19 protein-coding genes and 1 tRNA gene are annotated in these 21,574 nt (G+C 63.6%); 10 read left to right on the top strand and 10 right to left on the bottom strand.

Annotation, left to right across the window (positions count from 1 at the left end):
- Positions 1 to 6: 6 nt before the first annotated feature.
- From AWB78_RS31175 to AWB78_RS31150, 6 genes are all read right to left on the bottom strand, one after another.
- Positions 7 to 918, bottom strand: a complete 912-nt coding sequence (locus tag AWB78_RS31175; protein WP_062610480.1) for a prepilin peptidase — start codon at positions 916 to 918, stop codon at positions 7 to 9.
- Between the two features lie 31 nt (positions 919 to 949).
- Positions 950 to 2,155 carry a type II secretion system F family protein gene (locus AWB78_RS31170; RefSeq protein ID WP_096031876.1) on the bottom strand — a complete coding sequence of 402 codons (1,206 nt, stop codon included), beginning with the start codon at positions 2,153 to 2,155 and terminating at the stop codon, positions 950 to 952.
- On the bottom strand, positions 2,152 to 3,369 hold the full coding sequence (locus AWB78_RS31165) for a GspE/PulE family protein (protein ID WP_062610479.1): 1,218 nt from the start codon (positions 3,367 to 3,369) through the stop codon (positions 2,152 to 2,154). The genes AWB78_RS31170 and AWB78_RS31165 overlap by 4 nt, the downstream gene beginning before the upstream one ends.
- A gap of 74 nt (positions 3,370 to 3,443) precedes the next feature.
- Complete coding sequence (locus AWB78_RS31160) at positions 3,444 to 4,733, bottom strand: HlyC/CorC family transporter (protein ID WP_062610478.1); 1,290 nt, start codon at positions 4,731 to 4,733, stop codon at positions 3,444 to 3,446.
- Between the two features lie 144 nt (positions 4,734 to 4,877).
- Positions 4,878 to 4,954, bottom strand: a tRNA-Pro gene (locus tag AWB78_RS31155).
- Between the two features lie 49 nt (positions 4,955 to 5,003).
- Complete coding sequence (locus AWB78_RS31150; RefSeq protein ID WP_062610509.1) at positions 5,004 to 5,996, bottom strand: polyprenyl synthetase family protein; 993 nt, start codon at positions 5,994 to 5,996, stop codon at positions 5,004 to 5,006.
- 283 nt (positions 5,997 to 6,279) lie between these two features.
- Between AWB78_RS31150 and rplU the strand changes: the two genes are divergently transcribed.
- The 4 genes from rplU (at position 6,280) to proB (ending at position 9,274) form a co-directional block, all read left to right on the top strand.
- Positions 6,280 to 6,591 (top strand): 50S ribosomal protein L21, encoded by a 312-nt coding sequence (rplU, locus tag AWB78_RS31145; protein WP_016346298.1) that lies wholly within the window; start codon positions 6,280 to 6,282, stop codon positions 6,589 to 6,591.
- 24 nt (positions 6,592 to 6,615) lie between these two features.
- Entirely contained in the window at positions 6,616 to 6,876 is a 261-nt protein-coding gene (gene rpmA, locus AWB78_RS31140) for a 50S ribosomal protein L27 (RefSeq protein ID WP_008342952.1), read from the top strand.
- A gap of 143 nt (positions 6,877 to 7,019) precedes the next feature.
- On the top strand, positions 7,020 to 8,114 hold the full coding sequence (gene cgtA / locus AWB78_RS31135) for an Obg family GTPase CgtA (protein WP_062610477.1): 1,095 nt from the start codon (positions 7,020 to 7,022) through the stop codon (positions 8,112 to 8,114).
- A gap of 41 nt (positions 8,115 to 8,155) precedes the next feature.
- A complete protein-coding gene (proB, locus tag AWB78_RS31130) occupies positions 8,156 to 9,274 on the top strand; it encodes a glutamate 5-kinase (RefSeq protein ID WP_062610476.1) in 1,119 nt (372 codons plus the stop codon).
- Between the two features lie 72 nt (positions 9,275 to 9,346).
- Here proB and AWB78_RS31125 read toward each other — a convergent pair whose 3' ends face one another.
- Together AWB78_RS31125 and AWB78_RS31120 are read right to left on the bottom strand one after the other, a co-directional pair.
- Complete coding sequence (locus AWB78_RS31125; RefSeq protein WP_062610508.1) at positions 9,347 to 9,910, bottom strand: CNP1-like family protein; 564 nt, start codon at positions 9,908 to 9,910, stop codon at positions 9,347 to 9,349.
- Between the two features lie 156 nt (positions 9,911 to 10,066).
- Complete coding sequence (locus tag AWB78_RS31120; RefSeq protein WP_062610475.1) at positions 10,067 to 10,717, bottom strand: RNA pyrophosphohydrolase; 651 nt, start codon at positions 10,715 to 10,717, stop codon at positions 10,067 to 10,069.
- A 259-nt stretch (positions 10,718 to 10,976) separates the two neighbouring features.
- On the opposite strand from AWB78_RS31120, the gene AWB78_RS31115 reads away from it, so the two are divergent.
- Positions 10,977 to 12,713 (top strand): proline--tRNA ligase, encoded by a 1,737-nt coding sequence (locus AWB78_RS31115; RefSeq protein WP_062610474.1) that lies wholly within the window; start codon positions 10,977 to 10,979, stop codon positions 12,711 to 12,713.
- The gene (locus AWB78_RS31110; protein ID WP_062610473.1) at positions 12,713 to 13,312 is read left to right on the top strand and encodes a MarC family protein; all 600 of its coding nucleotides are present in this window, start codon (positions 12,713 to 12,715) and stop codon (positions 13,310 to 13,312) included. The genes AWB78_RS31115 and AWB78_RS31110 overlap by 1 nt, the downstream gene beginning before the upstream one ends.
- Positions 13,313 to 13,362: 50 nt before the next feature.
- Here AWB78_RS31110 and AWB78_RS31105 read toward each other — a convergent pair whose 3' ends face one another.
- Both AWB78_RS31105 and ffh read right to left on the bottom strand, forming a co-directional pair.
- A complete protein-coding gene (locus AWB78_RS31105; protein ID WP_062610472.1) occupies positions 13,363 to 13,914 on the bottom strand; it encodes a hypoxanthine-guanine phosphoribosyltransferase in 552 nt (183 codons plus the stop codon).
- Positions 13,915 to 14,037: 123 nt separating this feature from the next.
- A complete protein-coding gene (ffh, locus tag AWB78_RS31100) occupies positions 14,038 to 15,405 on the bottom strand; it encodes a signal recognition particle protein (RefSeq protein ID WP_062610507.1) in 1,368 nt (455 codons plus the stop codon).
- Between the two features lie 110 nt (positions 15,406 to 15,515).
- Here ffh and AWB78_RS31095 point away from each other — a divergent pair, with 110 nt between their 5' ends.
- The 4 genes from AWB78_RS31095 to AWB78_RS31080 all read left to right on the top strand — a co-directional run bounded on the left by AWB78_RS31095 (position 15,516) and on the right by AWB78_RS31080 (position 20,978).
- Positions 15,516 to 16,424 carry a cytochrome C assembly family protein gene (locus AWB78_RS31095; RefSeq protein ID WP_062610471.1) on the top strand — a complete coding sequence of 303 codons (909 nt, stop codon included), beginning with the start codon at positions 15,516 to 15,518 and terminating at the stop codon, positions 16,422 to 16,424.
- 36 nt (positions 16,425 to 16,460) lie between these two features.
- On the top strand, positions 16,461 to 16,802 hold the full coding sequence (locus tag AWB78_RS31090) for a PP0621 family protein (RefSeq protein WP_062610470.1): 342 nt from the start codon (positions 16,461 to 16,463) through the stop codon (positions 16,800 to 16,802).
- A complete protein-coding gene (gene ampD / locus AWB78_RS31085) occupies positions 16,799 to 17,395 on the top strand; it encodes a 1,6-anhydro-N-acetylmuramyl-L-alanine amidase AmpD (RefSeq protein ID WP_062610469.1) in 597 nt (198 codons plus the stop codon). The genes AWB78_RS31090 and ampD overlap by 4 nt, the downstream gene beginning before the upstream one ends.
- A 574-nt stretch (positions 17,396 to 17,969) precedes the next feature.
- On the top strand, positions 17,970 to 20,978 hold the full coding sequence (locus AWB78_RS31080; RefSeq protein WP_062610468.1) for a ribonucleoside-diphosphate reductase subunit alpha: 3,009 nt from the start codon (positions 17,970 to 17,972) through the stop codon (positions 20,976 to 20,978).
- Positions 20,979 to 21,574: the final 596 nt, after the last annotated feature.

The following is a 21,574-nucleotide window of genomic DNA, read 5'->3' as shown; positions in this document are numbered from 1 at the left end:
CTTCGATCATCCGAACAATGCATAGAGCGGCGTGCCGACGAACAGCGTGATCGCTCCGCCCGCCGCGAGAAACGGCCCGAACGGCAAGGGCTCTTCGAAACGCATGCGCTTGCGCCACGTCGCGACGATGCCGAACGCCGCGCCCGCGACGGCCGCGATCAGCACCACTTGCGCGAGCGCTCCCCAGCCGAGCCACGCGCCGATCGCGGCGAGCAGCTTGAAGTCGCCGTATCCCATGCCTTCGACGCCGCGCACGAGCTTGAAGAGCCAGTACACGCACCACAGGAAAAGATAGCCCGCGATCGCACCGGTCACGGCATCGTGCAGCGTCGCGAATCCGCCTTCGCCGAAATTCACGATGAGTCCGGCCCATAGAAGCGGAAGCGTCAGCACATCGGGAAGATAGCGCGTGTCGTAGTCGATGAGCCCGGCCGCGAGCAAGGTCGCGCACAGGCCGAACGCGGCCACGGCGCCCCACGACGGACCGTAGGCGTAGAGCGAAAGCGCCGCGAGCGCGCCGGTCGCGAGCTCGATCAGCGGATAGCGCGGGCTCACGCGCGCGCCGCACGCCGAGCAGCGGCCGCGCAGCGCGAGGTAACTGATGACAGGGATGTTTTCCCACGCGCGCAGCACATGTTTGCAATGCGGGCACGCGCTGCGCGGCACGGCGAGATTGAAGCGCTCGGGATAGGCATCGGCGGCCGGCTTCGGGTTATCGGGCATGGCCGCGTCGACTTCCGCGCGCCACGCACGTTCGAGCATGATCGGCAGACGATGCACGACGACGCTGAGAAAACTGCCGATCACGAGGCCGAACACGACGGCGAACCCGTACTGCACGGCGACGGGAAGCGCGGCGAATGCCTCTGCATAGCGGCTCGCGAAATGCGCGGCGGTCGGATCGAACGAAGGCTGCATGATGAACGAACGGTTGCTTTGGCCCGCGATGCTACACCACGTTGCCGAGATGAATGATAGGAAGATACATCGCAATGACAAGCCCGCCCACGAGCGCGCCCAGCACCGCGATGACGATCGGTTCGCGCAGGCTCGCGAAAGCGCCGATGCGCTCGTCGACCTGCCGGTCGGCAAGCGTCGCGAGATCGAGCAGCATCGCATCGAGCGAGCCCGATTCTTCCGCGACTGCGATCGGCTGCACCACGTCCTGCGGAAAGCATCCGGCGGCGCGCATCGCGGCGGCGAGGCGCTCGCCGTTGCGCAGGCGCGCGGCGATATCGACGGTCGCGCGATCGAACAGGCGATTTCCGGTGGCATGCGTGAGCGAGGCGAAGGCATCGGAGAGCGGCGTGCCGGCGGCGAGCAGCGTGCCGAGCGCGCGGCTCCATCGCGCGACGGCGAGTGAGCGCAGCAGTTTGCCCGCGAGGGGCAGGCGCAGCGAGGCGCGATCGGCCGCTTCGCGCGCGTCCGGCGAGCGCTTCATCCAGTTCGACGCGACGATGACCCCGCACGCACACATCACGGCAAACGGCACGCCGACGCGCGCCACGCCATCCGAAAGCGCGAGCACGAAGCGCGTCGGCGCGGGCAATGCGGCCCCGAAGCCGTCGAAGATCGTCTTGAATGTCGGCACGACGCCGATCAGCAAGCCCGCCGTGATAGCGAGCGACAACAGCAGCACCATGACCGGATAGGTGAGGGCGGCGCGCAGTCTGGCACGTTGCGATGCCGCGCGCTCGCGATCGTCGGCGAGACGGGCGAGCACAGCGGGCAGGGCGCCGGCCACCTCGCCGACCGAGACCAACTGACAGTACAACGCGCCGAATGCTGCCGCATGCTGGGCAAGCGCCGTCGAAAACCGCACGCCGCGCGTGATATCGCGGGCGAGTGTGCGTACGATGCGCGGCAATCCGCCGCCTGTTGCGCTGCTTCCCAGCAAGTCGAGCGCGCCGGCGAGCGGCAAACCAGCGCGCAGCAGGCCGGCGAGCTGTCGTGTGAATACCGTGATTTCTGCTGCCTTCACTTTGGGCGGCGGCGCGGCGCCGAGCATGTCGAGCCCGACGACGATCACACCTTCGCGCCGCAGCGAAGCGCGTGCGGACAGCGCATCGCTGGCGATGATCTTGCCGTGCCGCTCCTTGCCTTCGGCATCCATGCCACGCCACGCGAAGCGCATTTCACTGGCGGTGCTCATCATTGGATCTCCGTCGCTTCGGCCGCTTCGGCGACGCTCGTCACGCCCTCCCGCACGCGCGCGAACGCCGCGTCGCGCAATGCCGGCATGCCCTGCATCTGCGCCGTGCGCGCAATCGCGTGCGTTGCCGAGCGGGAGACGATCAGTTCGCGTATCTCATCCGAGACCGGCATCAACTGATGCACACCGACGCGCCCCCGATACCCCATTCCATGACACGCCGGACAGCCGCGCGGCTCGAATGGATGAAATCCGTCGGCGAGCGGCAGCGACGAACGCGCGCGACAGCGCTCGCACAGCTTGCGCACGAGCCGCTGGGCGGTGACGAGCCTGAGCGCCGACGCGAGGTTATAAGGCGCCACGCCGATATCGATGAGCCGCGCGATCGCGGCGGGCGCATCGTTCGTGTGGAGCGTCGAAAGCACGAGATGCCCTGTCTGAGCCGCCTTCACGGCGACATCCGCGGTTTCGGCGTCGCGGATCTCGCCGACCATGATGACGTCCGGGTCCTGCCGCATGAACGCGCGCAGCGCCACGGCGAACGTCAGCCCGGCCTTTTCGCGCACGCTCACCTGATTGATGCCGGCGAGCTGGATCTCGACCGGATCTTCGACCGAGCACACGTTGCGTGCCTCGGCGTTGAGCATCTGCAGGAAGCAGTAGAGCGACAGCGTTTTGCCGCTGCCGGTAGGACCGGTCACCAGCACGAGACCGTGCGGCGCGCGTATCGACGATTCGACCGTACGGCCCTGCGCATCATCGAGGCCGAGCGCGGCGAGCGACAGATCGGGCGGCAGTGCGTCGAGTCGTCGCAGCACGAGCTTTTCGCCGAAGAGCGTCGGCAGCGAATTCACACGATAGTCGCCGATCCGCCCGCCCGGCAGATTCAGACGCAATCGGCCATCCTGCGGCACGCGCCGCTCGGCGATATCCATGCGTGCCAGCACCTTGATGCGCGTGACGAATGCGTCGCGCAGATGCGGCGGCGGGCGCTTCAGCACATGCAGCGCGCCATCGACGCGCAGCCGGATGCGCCAGTCGTGCTCGGACGGCTCGACGTGAATGTCGGACGCGCCGCGCTCGGCGGCTTCGCGCAAGGTTTCGATGAGCAGCGAGACGGCGGGCGTTTCTTGATCGGCGGAGGAATCGCGCGCGGCCTCGGCGGTGCGGGCCGGGCGCGCGAAAGTGTCGAAAGCGTCGCGGGAAGGGGAAATCATGGGCGTCGGAGCGTCGGAGTCGAGATGATCCGATCATCCCGTCCGCGGCCGCTTGCGCCCAGTCGTCCGAATGGCTAACGCGATGCGTGTTTGGCGAGCGCCGCCGGACGGAAGATTTTGACGGTGCGGATTGCCTGATCGTCGCTGCGCATCACTTCGACGGTCACGTCCGCGATACGCACGGACACATCGCCGTCCGGAATATCTTCGAGCGTTTCGAGAATCAGGCCGTTGAGCGTCTTCGGGCCGTCCGTCGGCAGCGTGAGTTGCAGCCAGCGGTTCAGTTCGCGCAGCGGCATGCTGCCCGCCACGATGCACTCGCCGTTCTCGTCCCAGCCGCTGCGCGTGCCGGTGCCGCGCGGGATCGTCGTCGTGAACTCGCCGATCAGCTCCTCGATGATGTCCTCGGGCGTGACGAGTCCCTGCAGCTCGCCGTACTCGTCGACGACGATCGCAATACGGTGGCCGCTTTCCTGAAAGTACTGCAACTGCTGGAAGACGGGCGTGCCGGTCGGCACGAAGTACGGCTCGGTGAGCAGATCGCGCAGCGTCTCGCGCTCGAGCTCCTGGTTATGCAGCGCCGACAGCGTCTTCCGCACGTGCAGAATGCCCATCACGCGATCGATATCGCCCTGATAGACGACGAGCTTGTTGTGATAGCACGTCTCGAGCTGATGCAGGATCTGCTCGAAGGGCGCTTCGAAGTCGAGCGCTTCGATGCGGCGCCGCGGAATCATCACGTCGTCGACGGTGATGTTCTCCAGATCGAACAGATTGAGCAGGATGCTGCGGTGCTTGGTCGGCATGAAGCTGCCGGTTTCGAGCACGATGGTGCGCAACTCCTCCGGCGAGATGCGCTGATCGCGCTTGTTTTTCGTGTTGATGTGCAGCGCGGCCAGAATCGCGTTGGCGAACAGGTTGACGAACCAGATCAGCGGCCGCGCGATGCGCATGAGCGGCGCGAGCACGAGGCTCGCGGGCAGCGCCACTTTCTCCGGATACGTGGCGCCGACGATCTTCGGCGCGATTTCCGCGAACACGATGATCAGAAACGCGATGACGCCCGTCGTGATCGACAGGACGAGATTGTTATGCCCGAACGTGTGCAGCGCGATCGATGTGGTGAGCACCGGGATGATCGTGTTGATCAGGTTGTTGCCGATCAGGATCACGGAAAGCAGCTGGTCGGTCTTCGCGAGTAGGCCTTGCGTCGTGCGCGCGCGAAGCGATCCCTGGCTCGCCAGATATTTCAGCCGATGGCGATTGAGCGCCATCATCGACGTTTCGGAGATCGAGAAAAAGCCGGAAAGGATGAGAAGCAGAAAAATGGCGCAAATTTGCGCCCATAAGGGAAGGTTGTCCACGCGATGATCGAGTAGGGGCGGAGATGGGAGGCAATATAGCAGACGGGCCGGCAACCTCGCCCTTGGCCTTTCGGCCAGCGTACGCGATTTCGGTCGGCGGAAATAAAAAACCCGCATGGCGGACCATGCGGGTTTTTGCAATTCTGGTCGGGGTGAGAGGATTCGAACCTCCGGCCTCTACGTCCCGAACGTAGCGCTCTACCAGGCTAAGCTACACCCCGAATTGAATACTGCTGTACTACTTGGACTCTTGCGTCGCTTCAGTCTCTTTCAAGACTGCCGTGACGTCGAGTAAGAACATAATTCTAGCAGGCTATCTTTGTATATGGAAGAGGGAAATGAAGAAATCGCATTCGCCGCCGCCTCTGCCTCTTTGCGCGCGCATTCGAGCGTGTGATCGAGCGCGCCGGACGTGGTGATGGCGTCGAAGATCGTGTCGAAGCGATCCGTGCCGCCCTGTTCGATGGCCTCACGCGCGAGCGCCGCCTGTTCCGGCGTGCCGTGCTCCATCAGATAGATGAGCGGCAGCGTAGGCTTGCCTTCGCGCAGATCGTCGCCGGCGTTCTTGCCCATCGATTCGGGCGTGCCGGTGTAGTCGAGCCAGTCGTCCATGATCTGGAACGCCGTGCCGATGCGCCGGCCGAATTCCGCCGCCGCCGCTTCGGTGCGCGCATCCGCGCCTGAGAGCACCGCGCCCAGTTGCGCGGCCGCTTCGAACAGCTTCGCCGTCTTGTAGCGGATCACCTGCATGTAGCGCGCTTCGTCGACGTCCGGGTCGTGCATGTTGAGAAGCTGCAGCACTTCGCCTTCGGAAATGATGTTGGTCGCGACGGAGAGAATCTCCATCACGCGCATCTTGCCGACGCTCACCATCATTTCGAACGAGCGCGAATACAGGAAGTCGCCGACCAGCACGCTCGCCGCGTTGCCGAAGAGCGCATTGGCGGTCTTGCGGCCGCGGCGCAGATCGGATTCGTCGACGACGTCGTCGTGCAAAAGCGTCGCCGTGTGAATGAACTCGACGACGGCCGCGAGTTCGTGGCGATGCCCGGTCGTGTCGCCCAGCGCGCCCGAAACCAGCAGCAACAGCGCCGGACGCAGCCGCTTGCCGCCCGCGCCGATGATGTATTCCGAAATCTGGTTGATCAGCATCACTTCTGATGCCAGGCGCTGCCGAATGACGCGATTGACCTGCTGCATGTCCTCGGCGATCGGGGCAAGCAGCGCGGCGGCGTTTGGAGAGGAAGTGGCGGTGGACGACATGATCGGCAAAAAGGGTAATCCGGCGGATTATAAGGCGAATCCGACAGACGACGGGATTCGGCAGCGTCGATTCGCGCAACGTCGGCGGAATTCAGACACGATTCGTGTCCTATTCGCCGAGGGTCGGATGCGCGGCGCATGTCGGGCTGCTCCGTCGCGGTGGGCGGCACAGCGTTTTGACGTCGAGCGTAACTCTATGTATAATCGCGTGTTTTCCCCCGCGTGGTGCGTGGGAAATATAGTTTCCCGCGCGAGCGGGAAAGAATTTTGAGTGAGGTTCTCAATGTACGCGGTCATAAAAACCGGCGGCAAGCAGTATAAGGTTGCTGTTGGCGAAAAATTGAAAGTAGAACAGATACCGGCAGACATTGACGCTGAAATCACGCTCGACCAGGTTCTCGCAGTGGGCGAAGGCGAATCGATTAAGTTCGGTACGCCGCTGGTCAGTGGGGCTTCCGTCAAGGCTACCGTCGTGTCCCAGGGTCGTCACGCCAAAGTGACCATCTTCAAGATGCGTCGCCGGAAGCACTACCAAAAGCACGCTGGCCATCGCCAGAACTACACCGAACTGCGCATCGACGCGATCAACGCGTAAGCGCACCGGTAAGGAGCTAAGCAAATGGCACACAAAAAAGCAGGCGGGTCTTCCCGCAACGGCCGCGACTCCGAGTCGAAACGCCTCGGCGTGAAGGTGTACGGCGGCCAGGCAATCAACGCAGGCGGCATCATCGTTCGCCAGCGCGGCACGCGCATGCACCCGGGTGAGAATGTCGGCATCGGCAAGGATCACACGCTGTTCGCGCTGGCCGACGGCCACGTCAAGTTCGTGACCAAGGGCGCTGCGAAGAAGCACACGGTTGTCGTTGTCCCGGCAGCGTAAATTTTACGCACGGGCTTCAGGACCGAAAAATGGCCCCGCGAAGTTCGCGGGGCCATTTCATTTGGTGCAGTCAAAACGAGTTATGAGTGACCGCTTAAGTCGGTCACGGCAAAATAGCTGGAATACACGGGACGGAGCAACGCATGAAGTTCATTGACGAAGCGAGGATCGAAGTCATCGCCGGCGACGGAGGAGATGGCAGCGCGTCGATGCGCCGCGAAAAGTTCGTCCCGTTCGGCGGGCCGGACGGCGGCGACGGCGGCCGCGGCGGCAGCGTCTACGCGGTCGCGGATCGCAATATCAACACGCTGATCGACTATCGCTTTTCCAAGAAACACCAGGCGCGCAACGGCGAAAACGGCCGCGGCGCGGATTGCTACGGCAAGGGCGGCGACGACATCACGTTGCGCATGCCGGTCGGCACCATCATCTCGGATCAGGAAACGGGCGAGATCATCGCCGACCTGACCGAGCACAATCAGCAAGTGCTGATCGCGAAGGGCGGCGCGGGCGGCCTCGGCAACCTGCATTTCAAGTCGAGTACGAACCGCGCGCCGCGTCAGAAGACCGACGGCAAGCCGGGCGAGCGCCGCATGCTCAAGCTCGAGCTGAAAGTGCTCGCCGATGTCGGTTTGCTCGGCATGCCGAACGCGGGGAAATCCACGTTCATCTCGTCGGTGTCGAACGCGCGGCCGAAGATCGCGGATTATCCGTTCACGACGCTCGCGCCGAATCTCGGCGTGGTGCGCGTCGGGCCGAGCAAGAGCTTCGTGATCGCGGACATTCCCGGCCTGATCGAAGGCGCGGCGGAAGGCGCGGGGCTCGGGCATCGCTTCCTGCGTCACCTGCAGCGCACGGGCGTCCTGCTGCATCTCGTCGATATGGCGCCGTTCGATGAAAACGTCGATCCGGTTGCGGAAGCAACGGCCATCGTCAACGAACTGCGCAAGTACGACGAGGCGCTCTATGAAAAGCCGCGCTGGCTCGTGCTGAACAAGCTCGACATGGTGCCGGAAGACGAGCGCGAGGCGCGCATCGCCGATTTCGTCGAGCGCTTCGAGTGGGACGGCCCGGTCTTCGAGATTTCGGCATTGACCGGTCAGGGCTGCGAAGCGCTGACCTACGCGATCTACGACTACATCTCTCAGCATTCGGACGCGTCGCGCGCGGCGGAAGCCGAGGATCTCGCGGCCGATGTGCGCTTCCGTGACGATGCAGCCGGCAAGGAACAAGAGTAAGGACGCACCCCACAACACGCCATCCGAGGAGAAAGCGCACGATGCGTTCGGTCATCGCCGCTGCGAAGCGAATCGTAGTGAAAGTAGGGTCCAGCCTCGTCACCAACGACGGGCGCGGTCTCGATCATGCCGCAATCAATCGCTGGGCGTCGCAGATCGCGGCGCTGCGCGAGCAGGGCAAGGAAGTCGTGCTCGTGAGTTCGGGCGCGATCGCGGAAGGCATTCACCGGCTCGGCTGGACCAAGCGGCCGCGTGAAATCGACGAGTTGCAGGCTGCGGCCGCGGTCGGTCAGATGGGACTCGCGCAGGTCTACGAAAGCAGCTTCGGCGCGCACGGCATCCGCACCGCGCAGATTCTGCTAACCCACGCTGATCTCGCCGATCGCGAGCGCTATCTGAACGCTCGCTCCACGTTGCTCACGCTGCTGCGCCTCGGCGCGGTGCCGATCATCAACGAGAACGACACGGTCATCACCGACGAAATCAAGTTCGGCGACAACGACACGCTCGGCGCGCTCGTCGCGAATCTGATCGAAGGCGATGCGCTCGTCATCCTCACCGATCAGCGCGGCCTCTTCACCGCCGATCCGCGCAAGGACCCGAACGCGACGCTCGTCGAGCAGGCCGATGCCGGCACGCCCGAACTCGAGCAGATGGCGGGCGGCGCGGGGTCGAGCCTTGGGCGCGGCGGCATGCTGACCAAGATCCTCGCGGCGAAGCGCGCGGCGCACAGCGGCGCGAACACGGTGATCGCGAGCGGACGTGAAGCCGATGTGCTCACCCGCCTCGCATCCGGCGAGATGATCGGCACGCAGCTCATCGCGCGCACGGCTCGCATGGCGGCGCGCAAGCAATGGATGGCGGACCACTTGCAGGTGCGTGGGCACGTCGTGATCGATGACGGCGCGGTTTGCAAGCTCACCGCAGACGGCAAGAGCCTGCTGCCGATCGGCGTGATCGATGTGAAGGGCGCGTTCGATCGCGGCGAAGTCATTGCGTGCGTCAACGATCAGGGGCAGGAGATCGCGCGCGGCATCACGAACTACAGCAGCTCGGAAGCGCGGCTGATTCATCGTCGGCCGAGTGGCGAGATCGAAACCGTGCTCGGCTATATGCTCGAGCCCGAGCTGATCCATCGCGACAATCTCGTGCTCGTCTGAGCCGTTGTCCGCAAAAAAACGAAGCCCGCTGAGCCGCAAGGCCAGCGGGCTTTTTTCACGACGGGAGCCGCATCAGCGCGAATTGATCACGCTTTGCGTGCGCTTGTACTGGATGTTGTTGACGATCTGCTTGGCCGTGCCGACAGGCAGCTTGCTCGCGCAGAAGTAATCCTGATAGAGCGCGGCCTGATAGGCATTCAGCTCGCCGTTCTCGATGCGCTTGAATTCGAACGCGGAACCCTGGTCCCAGCCGTTCTGGTCGTCGTTGATGCTCGCATAGCGGCGCCATTCATAGGTGTCGCAGCGAATGCCTTCATAGTTGACGTTGCGCGCGCCCGCCGGACTCGTCACCACAACCACATAACGCACGACGCCATCCTTGCCGACCGTGAGCGAGGTCTTGTCGACGGCAAAGCTGAGCGGCGTATTCTGCGACACATTGAACGCGAGCAGGTTGGAAGCTTGCGGCAAGGGCGGCAGCGTCTCGATCTTCTCCTCGGTCCAGTTCGGCTTGCGATCGAGGAGATAGGTGAAGACGCCGTCGTCCTGCGTGGACGGGCCTTTGTTGCTGGAACAGCCGGCGAGCACGGCAAGCGCTGCCGCGGATGCCGCGATTACCGCGAGTGAGGCATTCACTTTCAATTGGGTCTTCCCGGAAACATGCGCGCGGGACGCGAAGCGCCCGCCCGGCGGAACAAAGCGAGATGGCACGGCGAGAAGTTCGCCGTGCCATCGATCGGAGTCGTGCTGAGTGTCAAAGTGTGCGAAGAAACGCGGCGATCGGTCGCACGCTCAGTCGTACGATGAGCGCTGCACGATCACGTGCACTTCTTCACTGACCGTGCATTCTGCCTGAACCGCCGCGCCGGAGGCAGTGACAGGAGGTGCTTCGATCGTCATCGTCTGAAGCACGCGCGGATAGCGCGGCCCATGATGCGCGGCTCGCTCGCCGCGTTCGCCGCGGGAGTTGGTTCGCCGCAGGAACCGGGACAGCTCGGTGAGAGCCATTTGATAAACGTCGCGCTTGAACTCGATCACCGCATCCAGCGGCACCCAATACTCGTTCCAGCGCCAGGCATCGAACTCCGGATGGTCCGTCGCACGCAGGCAGATGTCGCAATCACGTCCTACCATGCGCAGCAGAAACCAGATCTGTTTCTGACCGCGATAGTGTCCGCGCACCTCGCGTTTGATGAACTTGTCCGGCACCTCATAACGCAGCCAGTCGCGCGTGCGACCGACAACTTTCACATGCTCCGGTAGCAGGCCGGTTTCTTCGTGTAACTCCCGATACATCGCTTGCACAGGGGTCTCACCGTATTTGATGCCCCCTTGCGGAAACTGCCAGGAATGTTCACGCAGCCGCTTGCCCCAAAACACTTCGTTGCGCGCGTTCAAGAGGATGATGCCGACGTTCGGGCGAAAGCCTTCACGATCCAGCATACAGCCACCTTCAAATCCTTTAAAATTGCTTTGATTATAAACAGTTAACGGACCCCGCGCATCGGTTCGAACCCGTGGCACGAACGCGAATTCGTTCCACGTTTCCGGGGCAGGGCGCAAGACGCTTTGCCAGCGTTCCGGGAAGACGGCAAAATCTTCTTCTTTGCCGAGCCGTCGACCGTTTCCGTCGTTCACCTTCGATCCGCCTGCTCCGGCGCCACATCGGCTCCGAAGCGCGCGCCGCTTTTGGAATATTTGAATGAAAGCATCCCGTTTCTTCATCGGCACCCTGAAAGAAGCTCCCGCCGACGCCGAGATCGTCAGCCACAAGCTGATGATGCGCGCCGGCATGATCCGCCGCGTCGCGGGCGGCATCTACGATTACATGCCGATCGGCCTGCGCTCGGTGCGCAAGGTCGAAGCCATCGTGCGTGAAGAGATGAACCGCGCGGGCGCGCTCGAATTGCTGATGCCCGCTGTGCAGCCCGCCGAGCTCTGGCAGGAATCGGGCCGCTGGGAGCAGTACGGCCCCGAACTGCTGCGCTTCAAGGATCGCCATGAGCGCGACTTCGTCGTCGGCCCGACGCACGAGGAAGTCGTGACGGACATCGCGCGCCGCGACATCAAGAGCTATCGCCAGTTGCCGGTGAACTTCTACCAGATTCAGACGAAGTTCCGCGATGAAATCCGTCCGCGCTTCGGCGTGATGCGCGGCCGCGAGTTCATCATGAAGGACGCCTATTCCTTCGATAAGGACCTCGACGGCCTTGCCGAGTCGTATCGCAAGATGTACGAAGCCTACGTGCGCATCTTCACGCGCATCGGCCTGGAGTTCCGCGCGGTCGCGGCGGACAACGGCTCGATCGGCGGCAGCGGCTCGCACGAGTTCCACGTGATCGCCGAGACAGGCGAGGACGACATCGCGTATTGCCCGAGCTCGGAGTTCGCGGCAAACGTCGAAGCTGCCGATGCGCTGCCGCTCATCGAGAAGCGCGCTGCGCCGACCGAAGAGTTGAAGAAGACGCCGACGCCCGGTGCCGCGAAATGCGAGGCCGTCGCGCAGCTTCTGAACATTCCGCTCGAAAAGACCATCAAGTCGATCGTCCTCGCCACCGACAACGAAGGCGCCGAGCCCACGATCTGGCTGCTGATGCTGCGCGGCGACCACTCGCTCAACGACATCAAGACCGGCAAGCTGCCGGGCCTGAAGGGTTATCGTTTCGCGACGGAAGCCGAGATCATCGAATGGTTCGGCACGCCGCCGGGCTATCTCGGTCCCATCGACACGAAGAAGCCGGTGCGCGTGATCGCGGACCGCACCGTCGCGAACATGAGCGATTTCGTCGTCGGCACGAACGAGGTCGATTACCACACGACCGGCGTGAACTGGGGCCGCGATCTGCCCGAGCCGGAAGTGGCGGACATCCGCAATGTCGTCGCGGGCGATCCGTCGCCGGACGGCCGTGGCGCGCTCGAAATCTGCCGCGGCATCGAAGTGGGACACGTGTTCCAGCTCGGCACGAAGTACTCCGAGGCGATGGGCGCGACCTTCCTCGACGAAAACGGCAAGCCCGCGCCGATGCAGATGGGCTGCTACGGCATCGGCGTGACGCGCGTGCTGGGCGCGGCGATCGAACAGAACTTCGATGACAAGGGCATCATCTGGCCGGAAGCCATCGCGCCGTTCGAAGTCGTGATCTGCCCGATGGGCTACGACCGCAGCGACGCCGTGCGCGAGCAGGCCGACAAGCTCTACGCGACGCTGCAGCAGGCCGGCATCGACGTGATCCTCGACGATCGCGGCGAGCGTCCGGGCGTGATGTTCGCGGACTGGGAACTGATCGGCGTGCCGCATCGCGTCGTGATCGGCGATCGCGGGCTGAAGGAAGGCAAGCTGGAGTATCAGGGCCGCCGCGACGCCGAAGCGACGCTGCTGCCGGTCGATGAAGCGGCTGACGTCGTCGCAGGCAAGGTGCGGGCGGCGCTCGGGAAGTAATGCAGTACAACTTCCTGTCGGCGACGATCCTGCTGCTGCTGATCACCGATCCGCTCGGCAACATCCCGATCTTCATCAACGCGCTGCGCGGCGTCGCGAAGGAGCGGCGCCGCGTCGTCATTCTCCGGGAAGTGGCGATCGCGTTCGGCATTCTGCTCGTGTTCATGCTGGCCGGCGACCGCTTCCTGCGCGCGATGAATCTGACGGATCTGTCGCTGCGCATCGCGGGCGGGATCGTGCTGTTCCTGATCGCGCTGCGGATGATCTTTCCTCATCCCGATGGCGCCATGGGCGGTGATTCTCGCGGCGGCGAACCGCTGATCGTGCCGCTGGCGATTCCGGCGCTGGCCGGGCCTTCGGCGCTCGCTACCGTGATGCTGCTGACGTCGCAGGCGCCGGGGAAGATGCTGGAGTGGATCGGCGCGCTGACGGTCACGATGTCCGTCTGCGCCGTGGTGCTGATTCTCGCGGAGAAGATTCAGCAGTGGCTCGGCGAGCGCGTGGTGACGGCGTTCGAGCGCCTGATGGGGCTCGTGCTTGTCGCGATTTCGGTCGAGATGATATTGACCGGCATTCGCATTTTCGTGCATCAGTTATGAAAAAAGCGGCCTCGGCCGCTTTTTTTGTGTCGCATCGCAAGGCGAAAAACTCACGCGCCTTCCGTCAACGCGCGGATCGTCGGCAAATTCCGCCAGTAGCCCTTCGCGTCCATGCCGCAGCCGAATACATACCGGTCCGGCACTTCGAATCCACAAAAATCCGGACGCAGCGGCTTCGCCTTCGGGATGATCTTCTCGCACAGCACCGCGGAGAGAAACGTCTTCGCGCCCATCGCCATGATGCGGTCACGGATGGCGGCCATCGTCTCGCCTTCGTCGAGGATGTCGTCGAGCACGAGCACCACGCGATCCTTCACCGATTCCGCCGGCGCCACGCGCCACTGCATCTCGCTGCCGCCCTTGATGGCGTTGCGATAGCGCGTCAGGTGGATGTAATCGAACTCGAGCGGGAAATCCAGATGCGGCAGCAGCATGCCCGTGAACACGGCCGCGCCTCCCATGACCGAGAGCACGAGCGGGAAGTCGTCTTTCGTCGCCGCCTTGATGGCCGAGGCCATCTTGCCGATCGATGCGTTGACTTCGTCAGCCGTCACGATTTCTTCGGAGTGGCTGAAAATGTGGAGGGCTTCTTCGCGATTCATAAGGGGAAGCGGGAAAGGCTGACTTCTTAGTGTGGAAAAAAACGGCGGCGTGCGCCATATGATAAACCCGCGTTTCTTCGAGTCGGACGACCGAAGAGAACGCGGGTTCAATAAAAGTGCGGATCAGCGCATGCCGGGCAGCATGCCCTTCATGCCGCGCATCATCTTCTGCAGGTTGCCGCCCTTGAGCTTTTTCATCATGCCGCGCATCTGCTCGTACTGATTGAGCATGCGATTCACTTCCTGCACATGCACGCCCGCGCCCGCGGCGATGCGGCGTTTGCGCGCCGCCTTGATGAGCTCGGGCTTTGCGCGCTCCTGCAGCGTCATCGAGTTGATGATACCTTCCATGCGGCGCATCTGCTTCTCGGCGTTGTTCATGTCCGCGCCTTGCGCGGCCTGCTGGAACTGTGCCGGCAATTTATCCATGAGCGACGAAAGACCGCCCATCTTCTTCATTTGCGACAACTGCGCCTTGAAGTCGTTCAGATCGAAGTCGCCGCCTTTCTTGACCTTGTCGGCGAGCTTCTGCGCAGCGGCCGTATCGACGCCGCGCTGTGCCTCCTCGACGAGCGCGAGAATGTCGCCCATGCCGAGAATCCGGTTCGCCATGCGATCCGGATGGAAGACTTCGAGGCCGTCGAGCTTTTCTGCCACGCCGACGAACTTGATCGGCTTGCCGGTGACGTGGCGCACGGAGAGCGCCGCGCCGCCGCGCGAATCGCCGTCGAGCTTGGTGAGCACGACGCCCGTGAGCGGCAGCGCGTCGTTGAACGCCTTCGCAGTGTTGACGGCGTCCTGGCCGAGCATGGCATCGACGACGAAGAGCGTTTCAGCGGGCTTGAGCAGCGTGTGCAGCTCGCTGATCTCTTTCATCATCGCTTCGTCGATGCCGAGACGGCCGGCGGTATCGACGATCACGACGTCGTGATAGTGACGCTTCGCCCAGTCGATCGCCGCGCGCGCGATATCGGCCGGCTTCTGATTCGGCTCCGACGGGAAGAAGTCCGCGCCGACCTGCTCGGTCACCGTCTGCAGCTGACGGATAGCGGCGGGGCGGTACACGTCGACGGAAACGGTGAGCACTTTCTTCTTGCTCTTCTCGCGCAGGAGCTTGGCGAGCTTGCCGGTGGTCGTGGTTTTACCCGCGCCCTGCAGGCCGGCCATCAGGATCACGGCGGGCGGCGCGACGGCGAGATTCAGCTCGGCGGCCTTGCCTTCGTAATCGCCGCCGATGACGGCGGTCAGTTCCTTCTGGACGACGCCGACGAGCGCCTGACCCGGCGACAGACTCGACAGCACTTCCTCGCCGAGCGCCTTTTCCTTCACCTTCGCGATGAACTCGCGCACGACCGGCAGCGCCACGTCCGCTTCGAGCAGCGCGAGCCGCACTTCGCGCAGCATCTCCTGCGTGTTGGCCTCGGTGAGCCGGGCCTCGCCGCGCAGCGTCTTGACGACGCGCGCCATCCGTTGAGTGAGGTTATCGAGCATGGGGAAACGGTAGAGAATGCGGCCCTTTTTCAGCGCGACGCCACACGCCGCCCCGCGTTGCCGCAAGGGAGAAAACGTCGCGATTCAGGGGCCTAGTGTAAACTTCGAACATGGATATTGTACTGTATGCCCTCACTGCGCTTCTCTACGGCGGACTTGCCGTGGCGGGCTGGCGCGCGCATCGCCACACGGCCGTGGAGCCGGCGCTGGCGGGCGTGCCTTCGGGCATTGCACCGCCGTCGGGGCCGAAAACGGCGTCCGGCATGGGCGGTATCGGACGCGCTCTATTATTAATAGCGTTGCTCGTGCATGGCCTGTTGCTGCACGCGACGATCTTCCCCCAGAACGCGATGATCTTCGGCTTCGCGTTCGCGCTCTCCGCGATGTTCTGGCTCGGCGCCGGCATCTACTGGATCGAAAGCTTTTTCTTCCCGCTTGACGGTTTGCGCCTGCTCGTGCTGCCGCTCGCGTGCATTGCGTCTCTGCTGCCTCTCGTCTTCGGCGGCGTGCGCGTGCTGTCCTACTCCGCCGCACCGATGTTCAAGCTGCACTTCCTGATCGCGAACATCGCGTACGGGCTGTTCGCGATCGCCGCGCTGCACGCCGTGCTGATGCTGCTGCTCGAACGCCGTCTGCAACACATGCGCGGGCTGGCTACGCGTCATACCGGCAACGGCTGGCTCGCGAGTTGGCTCGACACGCTGCCGCCGCTTCTGACGCTCGAAAAGCTGCTGTTCCGTCTGATCGCGGCGGGCTTCGTGCTGCTCACGCTCACGCTGGTGTCGGGCGTCGCGTTCAATGAGCAACTGCTCAATCGCGCGCTTCAGTTCGATCACAAAACCGTGTTCGCGTTTCTCTCCTGGCTCATGTTCGGCGCGTTGCTCACCGCGCGCCGCATCTCCGGATGGCGCGGACGCGCGGCATTGCGCTGGGTGCTCGCTTCGTTCGCTGCGCTGCTGCTCGCGTATGTCGGCAGCCGCTTCGTGTTCGAAGTGCTGCTGCATCGCGCAGTCGTCTGAGCGTCCGCACGCGCACCATTTATCGGCATTCATTCGATGCGAAATTTCTTCTTCCTCGTCGTCCTCTTCTTTGTGTGCCAATGGCTCCTGAAGAAGCTGCGCCGCGCGAACGAGCGCGCGCAGCAAGGCGAAGCACAAGCCGGCGCGCGACCCGCGGGCGGCGCGACGGCCGGTGGCGCCAACGGCGCGCACCACGCGCGCAACGGCAATGGCGCGGCGCACGGCGCGCCGCAACTCGCCGATCCGCTCATCCGTTGCGCGCAATGCGGCGTTCACACGCCGCGCAGCGAATCGATCGTCGTCGCGGGCGAGCGCTTCTGCTGCGCCGATCACGCGCGCCATTTCGCGAGCCGTCCGGCCGGACGCGACGCACGATGAACATCGCTTCCAGCCGCGATCCGCATATCGACGCGCAAGGCTGGCTCACCAACGCGACGCGCCTACCGTCGCCGAACTTCGAGGCGCGTCCGGACGACGCGGTGCCGACGCTCATCGTCGTGCACAACATCAGCCTGCCGCCGGACGACTTCACGACGAACGCCATCGCCGATTTTTTCCTCAACACGCTGGATCACGACGCGCATCCGTACTTCGATCATCTGCGCGGCATGCGCGTGTCGGCGCACTTCGTGATCCGCCGCGGCGGTGAAATTCAGCAGTTCGTCTCCTGCGATGAACGCGCGTGGCACGCGGGCGTCTCGTCCTTCTGCGGACGCGAGCGCTGCAACGACTTTTCGATCGGCATCGAGCTCGAAGGCAGCGACCGCATGCCGTTCGAAGACGCGCAATACGAAGCGCTGAGCGCGCTTACGCGCATCATCGTGAAGCGTTATCCGATCGACGCGCTGGCCGGACATTCCGATATCGCGCCCGGCCGCAAGACCGATCCCGGCCCGCATTTCGACTGGCCGCGTCTGCGTCATGACAGCGCGTTGCCGCCTTCGTACTTCCCGTTCCAGTCCAACATCTGAGCGCTGCTTAAGGTCTTTCTCGTTGCGGCGCAGCAGCGTCGCGCGCGAGGCCTTGTCGCACTTTGCGATAGCAAAAGTCAACCCCGCGGCGGCATATCCAAAGCAAATAAAACTTTTTGAGACTGGAGGGATGTCCACTATACTTGGTGCCGACAGACGTACTTTGCACTAGATCTTGTGTTGTTAAGGCGGCGCCTGCTCCGACGAGCCGGCGCCGCCGGCTTTCCGGCGTAAGAGAAGTTTGGCTGGCCCGGGGCGATGCGCGAGACGGTTTCTCTTTGCGAGGAGAGAGGCGTCGGGCGCATCGAGCGCCAGCGAGCAGCACCGTGAAGGAGGCAAGCAAGCAAGCGCGAGTTGCGTCGACCGACACCGCGCGCCAACGCGGGCACCGCATGAGACGCCAAAAACAATGCGGGCCGTAAGCGCCGCGATTCGTGTTTCCAGCCTGCTGCATTCACAGCCCGGCTTTACCGCCAAAACACCGCGCGAGCTTCATGACGATCTCGTGACGCGCGCGGCATAAGTGATAAATCCGCGGACCATCCGCACCATTCGAACACCAGGAGTTTTGCAAATGCAAACCACCGACAACGCCACGACTTCCTTCGAAGGCGCATCCGCACAGCCGATCGGCGGTGCGCAGGCCACGAGCGCAGAGCAGGCGCTCGCACCGAACACGACGTTTGCCGACTACAAAGTCATCCGTCGCAACGGAAGCGTGGTGTCGTTCGAGCCGACGAAAATCGCCATCGCCGTGACGAAGGCGTTCATCGCCGTGAACGGCGGCCAGGGCGCGGCCTCCGCGCGCGTGCGCGAGCTCGTCGAGCAACTGACGCAAGCCGTCGTGCGCGCGCTCGTGCGCAGCCGTCCGCATGGCGGCACGTTCCATATCGAAGACATTCAGGATCAGGTCGAGCTCGCGCTGATGCGCGGCGGTGAGCACAACGTCGCGCGCGCGTACGTGCTGTATCGCGAGAAGCGCACGCAGCAGCGTTCGCAGGAGCGCACGCAAGCGCAGAACGCGCAGTCGCACGAAGGCGCGATCAACGTGACCGACAACGGCGTCACGCGTCCGCTCGATATGGAAGCGCTGAAGGCGCTGATCGTCTCCGCATGCGCGAATCTGGGCGACGCGGTCTCCGCCGATCCGATCGTCGCGGAAACGGTGAAGAACCTGTATGACGGCGTGCCGATGTCGCAGGTCTACGACTCGGCCATTCTCGCCGCGCGCACGATGATCGAAAAGGATCCGGCCTACAGCCAGGTCACCTCGCGCATCCTGCTGCACACGATCCGCCGCGAAATTCTCGAAGGCGAAGTCACGCAAGCCGAAATGGGCGAGCGCTACGCCGAATACTTCCCGCTGTTCATCAAGCGCGGCGTCGAAGCCGGCCTGCTCGATGACAAGCTCCAGCAGTTCGACCTGAAACGCCTCGGCGCAGCGCTCGATGCAGATCGCGATCTGCAATTCGGCTACCTTGGCCTGCAGACGCTCTACGACCGCTACTTCCTGCACGTCGAAGGCACGCGCATCGAACTGCCGCAGGCATTCTTCATGCGTGTCGCGATGGGTCTGTCGCTGAACGAGATCGACCGCGAAGCGCGCGCCATCGAGTTCTACAACGTGCTGTCGTCATTCGACTTCATGTCGTCGACGCCGACGCTCTTCAACTCGGGCACGCATCGCTCGCAGCTGTCGTCGTGCTATCTGACGACGGTTTCCGACGACCTCGACGGCATCTACGAAGCGCTCAAGGAAAACGCGCTGCTCTCGAAGTTCGCTGGCGGCCTCGGCAACGACTGGACGCGCGTGCGCGCGCTCGGTTCGCACATCAAGGGCACGAACGGCAAGTCGCAAGGCGTGGTGCCGTTCCTGAAGGTCGTGAACGACACGGCTGTCGCGGTGAATCAGGGCGGCAAGCGCAAGGGCGCGGTGTGCGCGTACCTGGAGTCGTGGCACCTCGACATCGAGGAATTCCTCGAGCTGCGCAAGAACACGGGCGATGACCGTCGCCGCACGCACGACATGAACACGGCGAACTGGATTCCCGACCTGTTCATGAAGCGCGTCGTCGAAGGCGGCGACTGGACGCTGTTCTCGCCGTCGACGTGCCCGGACCTGCACGACCTGTTCGGCGCGGACTTCGAGAAGGCGTACACGGCTTACGAAGAGAAAGCTGCGCGCGGCGAAATCAAGCTGTTCAAGAAGCTGCCGGCGGCGCAACTGTGGCGCAAGATGCTCGGCATGCTGTTCGAGACCGGCCATCCGTGGATCACGTTCAAGGACCCGTGCAATGTGCGCTCGCCGCAGCAGCACGTGGGCGTCGTGCATTCGTCGAACCTGTGTACGGAAATCACGCTGAACACGAGCGAAACGGAAATCGCCGTGTGCAACCTCGGCTCGGTGAACCTCGTCGCGCACATGGTCAAGCAGGCCGACGGCAGCTACGCGCTGGATCACGCGAAGCTGAAGCGCACGATCAGCGTCGCGATGCGCATGCTCGACAACGTCATCGACATCAACTACTACGCGGTGCCGAAGGCGCGTAACTCGAACCTGAAGCATCGTCCGGTCGGCATGGGCATCATGGGCTTCCAGGACTGCCTGCACTTGCTGCGCACGCCGTATGCGTCGACGGATGCTGTCGAGTTCGCGGATCGCTCGATGGAAGCCGTCTGCTACTACGCGTACTACGCGTCGACGGAGCTTGCTGAAGAGCGCGGCCGTTACGCGACGTATCGCGGCTCACTGTGGGATCGCGGCATTCTTCCGCAGGATTCGCTGAAGCTGCTGGCCGAAGCGCGCGGCGGCTATGTGGAAGTGGACACGTCCGAATCGATGGACTGGCCGGCACTGCGCTCGCGCATCTCGACCTACGGCATGCGCAACTCGAACTGCGTGGCGATTGCGCCGACGGCGACGATCTCCAACATCATCGGCGTGTCGGCGTGTATCGAGCCGACGTTCCAGAACCTGTACGTGAAGTCGAATCTGTCGGGCGAATTCACGGTCGTGAACGACTACCTCGTGCGCGATCTGAAGGCGCGCGGCCTGTGGGACGAAGTGATGGTGTCGGATCTGAAGTACTTCGACGGCACGCTCTCGCGCATCGACCGCGTTCCGGGCGATCTGCGCGCGATCTACGCGACCGCGTTCGAAGTCGATCCGAAGTGGCTGGTCGAAGCGGCGTCGCGCCGTCAGAAGTGGATCGATCAGGCGCAGTCGCTCAACATCTACATGGCGGGCGCGTCGGGCAAGAAGCTCGACGAGGTTTACAAGCTCGCGTGGATTCGCGGCCTGAAGACGACGTACTACCTCCGCACGATGGCGGCGACGCACGTCGAGAAGTCGACGGTGGCGCACGGCGCGTTGAACGCGGTGCCTTCGGGCGATAGCGGCAGCGGTGCGTCGGGCGCGCAGGGCGGCGGTTTCGGTGGCGTGTCGGGCGGTGCTTCGTCGGGTGTGGGTGGGTTCAATGCAGCGGCGGTCGAAGTGGCTGCTTCCGCGCCGGAAGCGGACGGCCCCGTGTGCATGATGCGCCCGGGTGATCCGGGCTTCGATGAGTGCGAGGCTTGTCAGTAGGTTTCGGCTGAGCGCCGGGGGGAGCCGGTCTTGCGGGCCGGCATCGGGGCAGCGTTTTGCTCTGGTGCCGGTCCGTTTTGTTTTTTTTGTGTGTTGCCGGATCCTGTTTTCGCGTCGGTCTATTAGCGTTGCCCCTGTGCGGGGCGGCAGTCACTTTCTTTGCTGCTGCAAAGAAAGTAACCAAAGAAACAGCTATCCCCAGCCTAAGCACTTCAGGCCGGCCGCGGCACAGAACTTCGCAAGTGGTCCAGCAGTAGCGAGTGCCCTCATAGGCCTAACCGGGCTTGGACCGCGCACGGTCTGACAAGCTAGAACATTTAGGGCACGGGTTCAGCGCGAAAGAGCTCCGGCACAGCGCTACGCGCTGCCGTTGGGTTTGCAAGGGAAACCGCCGGTGGGCGAATGCAGTGAGATGGAAGCGTTAGTAAAGATGCACGCGCATCCCCGATGGACCGGTCGGCCGCGCAGCGGGCCGGAGCTATTTGGCGCCTTACCAGTCAGTTGAGTGGCGCGATGTGACAGACCGTGCGCGATCCAAGCCCGGAGAGTTTTGTGAGGGCACTCGCTACTGCCGGACCACGAGAGTGCTTCTGTGC

This window comes from Caballeronia calidae (assembly GCF_900044055.2).
GTDB lineage: Bacteria > Pseudomonadota > Gammaproteobacteria > Burkholderiales > Burkholderiaceae > Caballeronia > Caballeronia calidae.
The sequence above is the reverse complement of the archived record's forward strand: the minus strand, read 5'-3'. Positions and strand labels throughout refer to the sequence as shown.